The 14868-nt window shown below is 45.8% G+C and carries 8 protein-coding genes; 1 reads left to right on the plus strand and 7 read right to left on the minus strand.

Annotated elements, in window-relative coordinates:
• Window positions 1-8 precede the first annotated feature (8 nt).
• Window positions 9-2564 (minus strand): glycoside hydrolase family 2 TIM barrel-domain containing protein, encoded by a 2556-nt coding sequence (locus FDP09_RS16145; RefSeq protein ID WP_229683413.1) that lies wholly within the window; start codon window positions 2562-2564, stop codon window positions 9-11.
• A gap of 5 nt (window positions 2565-2569) precedes the next feature.
• Window positions 2570-5101 carry a glycoside hydrolase family 2 TIM barrel-domain containing protein gene (locus tag FDP09_RS16150; RefSeq protein WP_137403655.1) on the minus strand — a complete coding sequence of 844 codons (2532 nt, stop codon included), beginning with the start codon at window positions 5099-5101 and terminating at the stop codon, window positions 2570-2572.
• A 39-nt stretch (window positions 5102-5140) separates the two neighbouring features.
• On the opposite strand from FDP09_RS16150, the gene FDP09_RS24210 reads away from it, so the two are divergent.
• Window positions 5141-5275, plus strand: a complete 135-nt coding sequence (locus FDP09_RS24210; RefSeq protein ID WP_262710625.1) for a hypothetical protein — start codon at window positions 5141-5143, stop codon at window positions 5273-5275.
• Between the two features lie 150 nt (window positions 5276-5425).
• Here the strand turns inward: FDP09_RS24210 and FDP09_RS16155 are convergent, their stop codons facing one another.
• The 5 genes from FDP09_RS16155 to FDP09_RS16180 form a co-directional block, all read right to left on the minus strand.
• Complete coding sequence (locus FDP09_RS16155; RefSeq protein ID WP_229683412.1) at window positions 5426-7201, minus strand: arylsulfatase; 1776 nt, start codon at window positions 7199-7201, stop codon at window positions 5426-5428.
• 7 nt (window positions 7202-7208) lie between these two features.
• A complete protein-coding gene (galB, locus tag FDP09_RS16160) occupies window positions 7209-9692 on the minus strand; it encodes a beta-galactosidase GalB (protein ID WP_137403657.1) in 2484 nt (827 codons plus the stop codon).
• A gap of 177 nt (window positions 9693-9869) precedes the next feature.
• Complete coding sequence (locus tag FDP09_RS16165) at window positions 9870-10856, minus strand: LamG domain-containing protein (protein WP_222840291.1); 987 nt, start codon at window positions 10854-10856, stop codon at window positions 9870-9872.
• Between the two features lie 709 nt (window positions 10857-11565).
• On the minus strand, window positions 11566-11802 hold the full coding sequence (locus FDP09_RS23840) for a hypothetical protein (RefSeq protein WP_187328696.1): 237 nt from the start codon (window positions 11800-11802) through the stop codon (window positions 11566-11568).
• A gap of 760 nt (window positions 11803-12562) precedes the next feature.
• Window positions 12563-14860: an FdhF/YdeP family oxidoreductase gene (locus FDP09_RS16180; protein WP_137403659.1), complete on the minus strand. Its 2298-nt coding sequence runs from the start codon at window positions 14858-14860 to the stop codon at window positions 12563-12565.
• Between the last annotated feature and the right edge of the window lie 8 nt (window positions 14861-14868).

Here is a 14868-nt window from a genome sequence, read left to right on the forward strand (position 1 = left end):
GTTTTCTCTTAATCTATCGTGATAGACTGCCTGAACGACTGGTCGTTTACCTTAATCTCCACGGTGCCTGTGCCTTTTTGGCCTTTTATACTCTGGACAATTACCAATGCCTTTCCTTCGGAAGTTTTGATCCGCGATGAAGACGGGTGGGTAAAGTTGGTAGGGCTCCCATTGTCCACTCCCAACAGTTCCAATGGTCCATCTACGGTTACTTCCAGCTCCTCATCACGGTGATATACTGGAAACCCTTTCTGGTCCTCAAGCTGAACCTCCACGTGGGCTACCGAACTGCCATCATCCTCCAAATATCGCTGGTCCAACTGCAGCCGAACGTTAGCGGATTCTCCAGCGGTATGGAGAAATTGGGTCGCTAATTGTCCGTTATTTCTGCCTTCCACTTTGAGGGTTCCAGCACCGTAAGGCACCATCCACTTGTATATTCTATCATCAAAATCCTTCAAATCCTTCTTGCCCAGAGATTGACCGTTTAAGCTCAACTCCAGGGAAGGAAGATTGCTAATGACCTCGACAATGACACTGTCCCCTTTTTTATAATTCCAGTGCTGATTGGTTTCCGGCCAATACCATATCGCGTGCTTCCAAGCACCAGGCTTCCTTTCTACTACCTTCTTTTTGTTACCATCATACTTAAAAGTAGATTTATTTATCTTTTGGGTGGCGATATGGATGATTGGCTCTTCGGTCCACAGGGACTTCATCATATAATACGCTCTCTTTTTGAATCCTGCATAATCCAACAATCCACTTCGCGCACCGCGAAGGCGTGGATTTTTACTTCCTTCACGATGATGTCCCTCTCCCATATAGTCCACGCCAGTCCAAAGGAATAACCCCGCAACGAAAGGCCGTTCAGCTACTGCTTTCCATTCATGCCACTGGGGAAGGTTTTCAGTACCCATGATGGGCAAATCAGGGAAATTCTTGTGACCATAATCATACATTACCCGTCTATAGCTGAACCCAATGACATCCAAAGCCTCAGCATAACCGGTCACATAACTGGCCGATGGCAATATACAGTTGGCCGTGACCACCCTTGTGGTATCCAGCTCCTTGGTCCAAGCAGAGAGCTTCTGTGCAGTAGCTCCAATAGTATGGTCCTTTGCAGGAAGAGAATCGTAGCGGGCCTTGATTTGTTCAGGACTAAGACGGGTAGGATTCCAAAAATAATTTCCTCCTGCATCGGCATCCCAGAACCCCGTAGCGAGTTTATTTCTGGGATAGGTCCATTCGATTTCATTCCCTATGGACCACTGAAAGATACTGGGGTGATTTCGATGTGCCCTGACAGTAGCTTTGAGGTCTTTTTCTGCATTTTCCTGAAAGTACGCTGCCGAGCCCCTGCTGATATAGTCGTCATGCTGCTCATTCGTGTTCAGCCGCTTGTCTTTTGGATAATCCCACTCATCGTAAAATTCATCCTGCACCAAAAACCCCATTTCATCACATAAGTCCAATAACTCCTCAGCAGCGGGATTATGAGAAATCCTAACAGCATTACAGCCCCCCTCTTTCAGATAGGCCAGTCGTCGTCTCCATACATCTTTAGGCACTGCCGAGCCTACCAATCCACCATCATGATGCAGGCATACTCCCTTGATTTTCATATTCTCGCCGTTGAGGTAAAACCCGGTAGCTGCATCAAAATGAAACTCCCTAATACCAAAACTGGTAGCATACTCATCTTGCTTTTCCCCATCTACACTCACCGTAAGCGACAACTGATATAAATTAGGTTGGTCGATCCCCCATCTTTTTATATCGTGCAGTGTGACTTTCTTTTGATGGGTCTCCTTGCTTCCGCTGCTTTGGCTAATGCTCCACGATTCCTTCTTCACCACTTCGCCACTGGGTCCAGCTATTTCCAAAAGCAGCCTTGCTTCTTTCGTTTGGGGATGGTCGTTTTTCAATTGATATTGCACCGCCAAGCTGGCTGTGGCACCATCGATCTCCGGTGTAGTGACAAAGACACCCCAAACGGGAATATGGAATTTTCCTGTCTGGATCATTTTGACGTTCCTATAAATTCCAGCCCCGGGGTACCAGCGGCTATCTGCATAGCGACTGCGGTCCACCTTTACAGTCAGGGTATTCTTTTGGCCAGGAGGATTTAGATAAGGACTTATATCAAAATAAAACGGACTGTATCCATAGGCCTGATATCCCAGCAGCTGACCGTTGATGTAGGTCTTGCTGTGGTTATAGACACCATCAAAAAGCAAATACGAATTGATCTCATCTCCTTCTTCGGGAGAATAGAACTCCTTCTTATACCAGCCTATCCCGCCTGGCAAATAGCCCGTTGCCCCTTCAAGGTGAAGGGTGTCGTAAGCTTGACCGATACTCCAGTCATGCGGTAAGCGAACAGCCTGCCAATCTTCGGATATTGGTTTTGATAGCATGTCCTCTTCGGACAATTTGAAGAACCAACCTTTGTTAAAGTCCATTTCCCTTTTTCCTTGACCTTGGACAGGTCCAGCAAACCATATCCACAATACAGCCACTATCGAGCAGGCTAAGAAAATGTTGTTTTTAATTGTCATGGTTTTCATTTTTGGATAGTATACTTTTCTAGGTTTATCGTAAGGGGTTTACTTTCGATCCCTTCTGCAGTTACTTTTATTTGGACCGGCTGGTCTTTCCCGTTCGGAGCAATGATCCCAAGAGCTCTTCCCTTGTGGGTATATAATGTCGGCTTATAGTGATCCTGGACGTTCTTTTCCCAACCATTATCAACCGCTACCAATGCTGCCCCTCCAGATACATGAAAGGTGACGGGCAAGGACAAATCCCTGATTTCATTACCATTACTGTCCAATACCTTAGCGGCAATATGAGCACGATCCCCCATGCCCCTACCTAAATTTTCTACATCAGACTCCAGCACGATGCTTGTAGGAGGGGAATTTGTGGTCAGGTCAAACCGGGTTTCCTCCTTTCCTTCATCGTAACCAATGGCCTTTAGCGCTCCAGCCTTGTAGGGGACTTCCCATTTTAGGATATGATCATCCAGGTTATTCGCCAAAGCTTGTTTCCCTAGGCTCTGGTCATTTAAAAAAAGCTCCACTTCTTCACAATTGGTATATACCTGAACGATTACCGTATCTCCAGCCGAATAATTCCAATGCTCATTTACAGGATACCACTCCCATTTTCGGAGCTCACTCCATACTGGTGGTGGCGTTTTTTGCATTTCAAAATCCCAATTGCCTTGGTTATCCACCGAGAACTCAGCATCCTCCTGCTTGGTGGTCACGGCATACACCTTTGGTGCTGGCTTCCATAATGTTTCGAAGAAATGCCCACGGGGTGTTTTGAAGCCTGCAAAATCAAAAAATGATAGATTTAGGCCTTTTCTCGGCCAAGGCCCAGCTTCTCCCATATAAGCAAATCCCGTCCACGCAAATATCCCCATGATGTAGGGTTTATCCTCCACACTTTTCCACTCTTCATATGTCCCCCAGTTCTCCGAACCAATCAGGGGTTTGGTTGGGTAAGTGGCATGTGCAGGTGCATAGCACATCGCCCTGTAATTAAGTCCCAAAACATCCACTGCATCGCCATATCCGCTCACCATCGAGATCGAGGGCCGGACACTCCCACAGGTCACTGCCCTGGTAGTATCCACTTCTTTTACCCATCTGCTGAGCTGCTGAGCGACGTAAGCAAGTGAATCAAATCCCCCTGTCACTTCATCAAAAACAGATTTTACCTTTGATGGCTCAAACACTGGCACTTCGGTATGCACATCCAACTCAGGATTAAGTTGGTTAAACACCTCTGTGTATGCAGGAAAAGTCCACTCTATCTCATTGCCAATACTCCACATGACCACAGATGGATGGTTATAATCCCGATGAATAAGGTCTTTAAGGTCCCTTTCTGCCCATTCCCAGAAGTGGTTGGAATACCCCGAAGCTATTTCTCCCTTGGCGGCATTGTCACCGAGATAAACCAGGCTCTTGCCTTTTGGTCGCTTCCATTCATCAAAAAACTCGCCCATCACCAACAATCCCATTTCGTCACACAAGTCCAACAGCTCCGGACTATGGGGATTATGTGCCAGACGAATGGCATTCACACCGACCTCTTGGAGTCTGCTAAGCCGGTATTTCCAAGTATCTTTGGTCACTGCAGCCCCTAGTGCTCCTGCATCATGGTGGATGTTAACACCTTTTATTTTGACAGGTTTTCCATTTAGGACAAACCCCTTATCGGCATCCATGACTACCGACCGGATACCGAAGGTGGTGCTGGTCTGGTCTAGGATCTTTTCATTTTGTTTTACCTTGGTCACAAGGTCATAAAGATGGGGACTCTCTATGGACCATAACAGTGGACGACCCAACTTGGTCTTTGCATAATAGCTGCCTTTGTTGGGATCAGCTGAAAACCTAGAAATGGATGTTCCGGATGGATCAATAATTTCGTAAACCACCTCTGTCAAGGAGTCTTTGGACTGGACACCCTCCACCTTCGTGGCAACATGGATGTCTGCAGCACCATCCTTGAGTACCACTGTAGTGACTTTATTCCCCCATTGGGCGATATGTACCGGGTGTTTTTTTACAAGACGGACGTTGCGGTAAATCCCCGAACCTGTGTACCACCTGGCATCTACATAGGAAGAATGGTCCACCCTGACCAAGAGCTCATTGGTTGCTTTTATATAAGGTGTCAGGTCGTAAGAAAAAGAGCTGTAACCGTTTGGTCTAAAGCCAAGTAAATGACCATTAATCCATACGGACGAATTGCAATACACCCCATCAAACTCAATGGAAATAGTCTTTTCCCTGTCTTCATCAGTTACCTGAAACTCCTTCTTATACCAGCCTATCCCACCGGGCACAAAACCTGTACTCGCCGCAGTATTGGATACGGAATACCCTTTTCGGATACTCCAGTCGTGGGGCAACGTGACCGATTGCCAGTTTTGCTCGGGAGGGTTTTCCATGTCACCCATCGCAAAAAGCCACGACTGATTAAAATGGATGGTTTCTCTATGGTGCTGCGCCTTGGACACAAAACATAAGCATAAAAAAAATGTCACCAACAGGAAACGACTTCTAGTATTAGGCATTTTGGTTCATTTTTTAAGGTTAATTAGGGCTTGGGTACTATGGCTTGGCAACTATCCCATGGGTCATTGAACCCAGAATATGCGCTAGCCGATCTACGCCACGACGCACAGGTAGTGCGGCCTGAAATTGCTTCAGGCCACTACGAAGCGCCCAATGCAGATGGCGGATGGTAGCATTTACTCATTACCGAAGCCAAGTACAATATTGCTCAAAATGTATGGGACATGCTTTGCCTATTTTAACATAAAAACATGCTATCATGTACTTGATTATTGTCCTTTCTCTATTTATTAAACAATAAAGGATAAACACTGACAATAGCGCTACCTTATTTTTTCAAAGTACACATAATAAGCGGGGTAGAATTTTCCTGCCTTATCGATCAAGCGTGCTTCTAGGTCATATTTTCCCGGACTTAGATCAGTAGTGAATACCACTTCCTTTGCATTAGTTGGAATAGCGGCCGTCTCTCTAAAACTTGCAAGGGACAGGTAGGCTTCCGAAAAATCATCTTTTGTACTGGCTGGTGGTGCTTTCTGAATTCGCCTTTGATCTTCCGCTTGGGGAAAAGTGGCATTAATGGGCAAATCAGCCTCTTCAGCAAATCTCCTCAATTTAATTTGATAAGTTCCTTTTTCCATGACCTCCACTTTCCAGACCCCTGCTGCCGGGCTAGGCTCAATGGCCCCAAACTGGTGCCAGGCCAAGCCCAAATTCCCCGTCAATATATCATGTGACATTAGCCTGACGGGGTTTTCATAAGGTGTCCCTACTTTGATATAGGCATATTTTTCATCGGATTTTTCAGCGATTATAGACTCCCACCATTTTTCGTAGCCCAAGGCCAATCTCTCGGCCACTTCAGGGTGATGTTCGATCACATTGGTAGTTTGCTTTAGGTCTGTATCCATATCATACAGGGCATCACCATTTACCAATCTCCACTTTTCGTCCATCACCGAATAATCCTTGTATTTAGTAAGGTTAACTTTCCGCTGCGTATCCACATAAAGTACCCGATTGGGCCATTCCGGTTTTTCGTCGGTCATCAGGGGCTCCAGACTCTTTCCATCCAATTTCTTTGAGGGTGTATAGTTAAGGTCTAGTAAGTCCACTAAGGTCGGAAGGACATCAAAATGCGCGGTCAACTGTCCGACGTCCTTTCCGCCTTCGATGCCTTTGGCTGGCCATTTTATGTAAAAGGGAACGCGGTGCCCACCTTCCATCACAGATCCTTTGGCTCCACTCATGCCTGCATCATAGACCTTGTTTCCACCTGCAGTACCATTGTCTGACATGAATATCAAAATGGTGTTTTCACTTAGCCCCAACAGTTCCAGCTTGTCCCGTAATCGTTTAAAATTATCATCGATATTGGAAATCATCCCATAAAACCGCTGATGACTTTCTGAAAGTCCCGCTACGTCCTTATACATATCGAGATAGTCTTCTGGGCAATTGAGAGGGCCATGGGGTGCATTCGTGGAAATGTAGCAAAAGAAAGGGCTGTCCTTGTTTTCTTCGATAAATCGAAGTGCCTCTGAGAAGAAGACATCTGTACAATAGCCTTCATATTCGGTCAGAACCCCATTATGCCAATAAGTATCATCAAAATAATCATTGCCCCAATAATCCGGCCCTTGGGTAATCCCTCCTCCCCCATGCCTCACTACTTCCTGAAAGCCTCGATCCATGGGCCTGAAAGGATAATTATCGCCTAGATGCCATTTCCCAAAATGCCCATTTACATAACCGTTCTGTGCCAAAACTTGGGGCAGAATCTCCTCATCTTCAAACAACAGAGACCTGCCTGAGATGGTATGGTAAACGTTTAAGCGATTGGTATGCCTTCCTGTCATCAAGGCTCCTCTGGACGGCGCACAGGTGGTGGATACATGGAAGTTGGTCAACCTTATGGATTCCTCATAAAACTGGTCAATATAAGGTGTTTTCACTATTGGATTTCCTTCACAGCCAAGGTCATTCTTGCCTTGGTCATCGGTAATGACGACAATAATATTGGGCTGCTTATCGGATTTTTGGGCAAAAACAACCGTCGCAAAAAGACTCAGTAAAAGGCACAGGGCAATTGGTTTCATGTTCATATTATTTGGAGGCTCGGGGCTTGGTAGAAATAGTTACTTGGGCTTTTTTCAAGGACTTGGAAGTAGCCGTCAGCTCGATATTTCCCGGTTTCTCTGTGGCCCGGATGATCGCTAAGCACATCCCATTAAAGGCCTTTCTGTAATCCGCCTGAAAGGGGGAAACAGACGTGGGATCTCCATTATCCACCGCGATAAGCTCTCCTTCTCCCTTCACTTCAAACTTCACCAGGTTATCTGCTATAGGACAGGTATTGCCCTCTTTGTCGGTCACCGTTACAGTCACATAAGCTAAGTCCCTGCCGTCAGCATCAATCTCTGTCCTATCCACATTCAAAGAGATACCGGCAGGTTTTCCGGCCGTATTTATCGTCTTTTCCTGAATTGCTTTTCCATCCTTATAGCCCACTACTTTTAGCTCACCCGCCTGGTACGGCACATCCCAGCTCAGTCGATATGGGGAAGCAAAGGTCTTGGGCTCATACCGTAAAAAGTCCACTATTATCGGTGTCTTGTCCTTTCCTTTTACCTTCTTGCCCAGTGATTCACCGTTCAAGAACAACTCCGCCTCATCACAGTTGGTATAGCAATACACAGGGATAGTCTCGTCTTCCATTCCTTCCCAGTTCCAGTGGGGCAATAAATGGATCATGGGTGCTTCCGTCCATTGGCTTTGGTACAAATAGAACCGGTCTTTTGGGAACCCACATAGGTCCACTGCTCCAAAATAGGAACTCCTTGCAGGCCAATCATCATTCCAATAACCATTGGTCGAATTATCCTTTCCTCCGTAAGGAGTCGGCTCGCCCAAATAATCAAAACCTGTCCACATAAACTCGCCCATTACATACGGGTTTTGCTCCTGAAAGTGAAACTCTATATCTGGTGGATAAGCCCAAGGTGGTCCTATTAGGTCATAGCTGGTCACCTGCTTGGACTCATGGGTCTTATATTTCGCTATGGGTAGATGGTACACCCCTCTACTACTGGTCACACTGGACGTTTCGGAGCCATAAATGGGCAGTTGCGGATAATTGCCCCTTATTTCGCTATATTTTGATGGTTTGTAATTTATCCCGGTAATGTCCACTTGCTGGGCCAGATTATGATCATAGGGTGCGGGATAATAATTAAGACCAACAGTGGACGGACGGGTAGGATCGGTCTCCGCACACACTTGATGCAGCATTTTGGCCACCTTCCAGCCATTTTTGGCATCCCGCTGTTCTATGATTTCATTGCCTATGCTCCACATGATCACGGAAGGGTGATTCCTGTCTCGCAAAATCATATCCCTCATATCGGTGGCTCCCCACTCATCAAAGAATTTATTATAGCCATTGGCCACCTTTTCCATTTTCCATACGTCGAAGGCCTCATCCAACACCAACAGCCCCATTTCATCACATAATTCCAGCAGTTCCCTTGAAGGAGGATTATGGCTCGTCCTGATGGCATTTACTCCCATTGATTTCATGATCTGGAGTTTTCGTTCATCAGCCCTACGGTAAACCGCCGCTCCCAAGGCTCCATTATCATGGTGCAGGCAGACCCCGTTAAACCTTACTTTCCTTCCATTAAGGTAGAAAGCATCTTTGTCAAATTTGATGGTACGTATGCCGAAGGTAGTGCTGTATTCATCCATCACACGACCGTTTTTATCCAGCACCGTAGTGATGGCTTTATAAAGTTGGGGAGTAGCTAAATCCCACCTTTCCGGTGATGGAATATCAGCATATACTGCGGAGTATCCGGATGAATTTGCTGCGATGGTCACTCCCTCACTTACTTCCCCCACTTGGATTCCACTGGGATCAAAATAGGTCTGTTTCACGACTACTTCGGCAGGATCGCCAGAATCATTCTGGATAACTGTTTCATGCTGTACTACTGCTTTTTTATCGGTTACTGTAGGAGTGGTAATATAGGTACCCCACTGTTCCACATGGACTTTTTCATCTACCTTTAGCCATACGGAGCGGTATATGCCAGCTCCGGGATACCATCTGGATGATAAGTCTTCCGGGCTTAGCCTGACTGCGATGACATTATCACTTCCATCATATTTCAGGTATTTGCTTATATCAAATTCAAAACCGATATAGCCAAAAGGACGATTACCGACCAATTCACCATTTACCCAAACATGGGCATTGTACATAGCTCCTTCAAACTCCAGCCTTACCGCTTTGCCCTTAGAAACTTCCGGCATGGAAAAGTGTTTTCTATACCAACCAGTGCCGTGAAAGGGCAATCCTCCGGCACGTGCATTGTACTGTTCATCAAACGGTCCTTCTATCGCCCAGTCATGGGGTAAATCCAACTTTCTCCACTCCTCATCATCAAAATCTGCTCGGGAGGCAGTTGCTGCATTGCCTTTATAAAACTTCCAATCTTTATTGAACAAAATATCCTTCGCCTGAAGGCAGTCCAACATAAAAAAGCCCAGAATAAAACTAAGTAGCGCTGTAGTAAATAGTTGTTTCATAATGAATTGGTTACATTGAAAAGTACAGACAGTCCAAAGGGTCTGCCTGCACTTTTGCTGAGGTAAAATAAGGTGGTTTGGTTTTCCACACGCTTAATTTATTATCGAAAGCTATAACCTATCCATCGCAAAGCAGTCTACGCCAAGTCACGCAGATAGGTAGATCCCTGCTCGGGTTTAGGGAGCATCGTTCAGCTTCCAAGTTCTGATCCACTCATATTGGGTTTTCCTGTCAGAAACGGGTGCGCTGGCGACTGCTCCACCATTTGCTGGTACAGGATTCCAATCATACGTTTCTATGGCCATTTGCAAAAAGGCAGGCATGTCCCAGTCCACTTCCGGATGTATTGAATACACGTATTTCCCATCCAAAAAAAACTGGATTTCGTCTTTTGACTTCCACCAGGCAGCATAGACAAAATACCTCTGGTGGTTTTCGGTAAAGGGCTTGACAGAATTCTGCAACTGCAACCTGTCCACACAGGTCGTCTGTCTATGAATGCAGTTGGAATGGAATATACGGTCCCAGCCAGTGGCCCACTGATCGGCATCTGGACTGACCACTCCCACGCACTCCTGAATATCCAGCTCCAATTTTTTATGGCAGTCGTATTTGGTCATCAACCAGAAGGTGGAAGACATCTCCGTCTTGTTGGCTTTCATTTTAGTTTCATAATACCATCCTACCTGTCCGGGGTTTTTAGAACGAACGATGGCTCCTTTGTACTTAAATTCTTTACCGTTTATGGTTTGGGGCTGATCGAGCACCCCAACGGTCACTGTCATTTTCCCATTTTCAATGGATACATTTTCTGGCTGGAACAGTCCAGGAGGCCTGCCTATCCAGTTCCACCCATTACCGACTGGCTCTAGTTGCCATTTGGCGGTATCAATTGTGGCGGTCGAAAATTCGTCAGACATGTTGTCCACTGACTCCCACACCTTGCCAGAAGGGGTAATGTCTTCCCCCGGCTGAAAATATGGTCCAGTGGCCATGGTCATGTTTACGACATCCTCTTCGTTGTCTTGACCGGGCATTTCCTCCCCTGTAGAGGTACAGCCTACCAAGCACCCCATAATGGATGCCGAAAAAACGAAAGAAAGGATAGAATTGACCCGTCCACCGAAGACGGGTACACCGAGTAGTTTAATAGTGTTTTCCATGTTGTTTTGGGTTATTTATTAGGGTTTTTAATTTTCCAATACCAAAAAATGGATCAAGATTCACGCTTTAAATTTTCTGGATACAGACAATATTCAGGTACTAAAAAACTCGGATTGCACTTCAGTGCAAATTTTCCAAAATTCATCATACAGGTATCCAAAAAGGTCAAAATCGATCGGTAATTTAACATGCTCATCTTTAGGTTATGATGTGTTGGGAATTATTGTAGCTTAAAATTCAGGTTAATTTCCCCTTTCCTTTACTTCAAATGTTCTTAGTATTGGATCAAATGTTCAGGCATTGTTTTTTCGGGTGTTTTTTACCCTAATTCCACTACATCGAAAAAAGTAACATAAAGTAACTGACTTATTTGGCAACCACATTAAGCACATAGGAGGGCACAATAAGGAAAGTGTCCAAGAGCATTCCCCTCATCCAGGTTGTAAGCCCAGTTCAACACCTCCCTCTCTCTACCCATACAAAACCCACGATATAAAGGCTTTATGAAGTCAGAGGAGATCATTGCCGTTTAGTTAAGAGTATCCCCGCTTTTATGTGCCTGTGTCGCCCTTTTTTGATTGCCTTTGGCCGCGCCTCCTGATCATCTTGGTTTATTTTATCCTTTTCCTTTTTGCCAATGATGAAAAAAGAAAGAAAAAAATCTAGGCCGGTGGTAGGCCTTTTAAAATGGAACATGGATTTACCCTGCTACCGAGATCCGTCACCCTTTTTAATTTCCACCCGATGGCTACGACCTAAAAGTGAGTGGGTCTCGCTGTTCCACGACGCGAGCCAACTCACTTTCTTAACGGCCTCCACCATCGGCTGGAAAACAGGCATACCAAGGGCCGTTATCAGCAGGGCAAACGCATATAAAAAAAAAGTGTCCCTATTTGCATTTATATCTGCCGTTCCTACGGAACTTACCCTTTTGTGTGTAATCATTTTTGGTACAGGTTGTCACCAGCACCTTCTATATGACCCTCCGCCAAAGGCGGATTAGGCAGGATGCTCAGTTGGTAACGCATATTCAGGGTTTAACCTCAACCAAGCCAACCACTATACATGAGCAGATAGCTTCGACGGCTTGTACGATCCAAATCAACTAATCATTCTTTCAGCCTATCCCGCCATTCGGTAAGGTAGGCTACTGCGGTTTCCAATGTTCAAATCGAGGCAAAGTGCCAGCGGCACGATAAATTTAGTAACCTGCGGATTCATCCGCAGGAACTTAAGCTCTCCTCAACCTCCCGAAGGAGTGCCAGCGGCACGGATGATAGTTATGCCTACACGAAAATTGTTTCCCTTCAAAACACTAAACGCGCTTGCCCTGCCGTTATCAGGAGCCGATACCTTTTTTGGACTCAGAAAGACTAATAATGATGACCAAAAAGAATGTTGGCAGCAAAAAACGGAGGTATTTACCGGTATGATGGAAGGTTTATCCCAATACCGGGATAAACCAAGTTAAACGCTCTTGCCAGTAAATTTTATTTCTCACAGAACGAACAGGACACCCTGAATGAAATAAAGCTTTTCTGAGATTTCAGTGGTTTCTGTGAGCACCTTTTTGCTATCCCTGTGATTACTGGTGTCATTGGGGATATATAGTGACTGCAAAAAAGTGACAAAGGTGATAAGATGAATATCACGCTGGCAGTGCACAAACGACGTAAACGTTACCCACTGTAAATCATGTAGAACCTTACTTTTTTATAATATCCACCTCGATTGACTTACTGATTGGGGTATTGCTTTTATCAGCAAAATGTGCATTCGGCACCAGGATATTTGTTTCTGGGAAATAAGCAGCCAAATTACCCCTAGGTATGTCATAAGGCACCACCAGGAAATTTTCCGCCTTTCGGACCTGACCATCGTATCGGCTTACCAAATCGACCCGGTCCATTTTCTCCAAGCCCTCCCTTTTGGCATCGCCATGATTCATAAAAAGTACCCGCCGCTCTCCAAACACTCCTCTATAGCGGTCGTTAAGGGCATAGATGGTGGTGTTAAATTGATCATGGGACCTAACGGTCATCAATAAATACCGAGCTGAGGTCAATTGATGATTGGGAAGTTGGCAGATGCTAAACGATGCTTTCCCATTTGGAAGGCCTGAAAAATCTCCTTCCCTTGCGTTATTGGGCAAGTCAAAGCCGCCTTGGGCAGACCGAGATGAATAGCCAGAAAAACCATCAAATACCGCAGCTATTTTTTCTCTGATCAATCCATAATCGGCTCCCAACTCCTTCCAGTCTATCGCCGTTTTGGTGCCAAAAAAAGCAGCCCCGATTCCGGCTATTATTTCCGGTTCACTTTTTAGCATTGATGATGAAGGAGGTAAACTCCCTCGGGAGCGATGAACTCTTCCCATGCTGTTTTCCACGGTAACATACCTCTTCTTGTCTCCCTTTTGGTCCATTTCCGTACGTCCCAGAGTAGGTAGGATGAGTGCCGTCTTTCCCGTTACCAAGTGGCTCCTGTTTAGTTTGGTGCTGACCTGAACCGTTAAATCACAGTTTTGTAGGGCATGTGCCGTATACTCCGTGTCGCTGGCTGCGGACACAAAATTGCCTCCCAAGGCGATAAAAACTTTGGCCTTGTTTTCATACATGGCCTTGATCGAGTGCACCACATCAAATCCCTCTTTTGTCGGTGGATCAAAACCAAACACACGCTTGTATGCTGCATTAAGCTTAGTGGATACGTGATGGGTAATGCCCACGGTGCGGTCTCCTTGGACATTACTATGGCCACGTACAGGACATGTGCCTGCTCCAGGCTTACCGATACTTCCTTTTAGCAATAATAAGTTGACACATTCTTGAATATTATCCACTCCGTTTTTATGCTGTGTCAGCCCCATTGCCCAACAGACAATCACCCTTCTTCCATTTGCCAACCACTTCACGGCTTGGTCTACTTCGGCTTCGGCTACTCCGCACAGTTCCAAAAGGTCTTCCTGAGCATACCTGTTCAGGTCTGTTAACATTTCCTCTAGGCCATGCGTATTCTTCTTGATAAAATCCCAATCAAAAACTGACCCTTCCTCCTCATCGAGGATGGCTAATTTTTTAATGATCAGCTTTAACAAGGCCACGTCTTGGTTGATCCTGACCTGAAGGTACAGGTCTGCAAGTCCCGATCCTTTTCCGAGCAATCCAACCATGTTTTGGGGATTCTTGAACCGCAACAGGCCTGCTTCTTTAAGGGGATTTACCGCTATGATCTTCCCACCATTTTCCTTGCATTTTTCCAGTGCAGATAGCATCCGAGGATGATTGGTACCGGGGTTTTGTCCCAATATCATGATGACCTCGGCATGGTACATGTCTTCCAATATCACGGACCCCTTTCCTATGCCCAGTGTCTCTGTCAATGCCACACCAGATGATTCATGACACATATTGGAGCAGTCGGGCATATTATTGGTACCAAAAGCCCTGATAAAAAGTCCATACAAAAAAGCTGCCTCGTTACTCGAACGTCCAGAGGTATAAAATATGGCCTCATCGGGATGGGCTAGTTTTTTAAGGTGATCGGCAATAACCTTAAATGCCTCTTCCCAGGAGATGGCGCTATAATGGGAACTTCCTGGCTTCAGGATCATGGGATGGGTAAGCCTTCCGCTTTTGCCAATTTTATAATCTGACCATTGGGACATTTCCTCTACTGAAAACTGCTCTAGAAATTCCCTTCCCACTCTTTCGGTAGTGGCTTCCTCAGCAATGGCCTTTACACCGTTTTCGCAAAATTCACCAAGCTTACTTCTCTTTTCTGGATCTGGCCAGGCACATCCGGGACAATCGATACCTTCCTTTTGGTTCAATTGGGTAAGCGTAGAGGACGTCCGGACAAGACCCATCTCCTTCAGCGCATGCTCCAAGGCCACTTTAATGGCCGGTACTCCCGCCGCAAACTCCTTAGGGGCACTGACATCCCCTCCATCAGGCTCCACGGGGCCTGTAATAGATACTTGTCGATATGGGCCTGGCTTCATTGACTCTT

Origin of the sequence: Echinicola rosea (assembly GCF_005281475.1) — a bacterium.
In the GTDB taxonomy this organism is placed as follows: Bacteria; Bacteroidota; Bacteroidia; order Cytophagales; family Cyclobacteriaceae; genus Echinicola; species Echinicola rosea.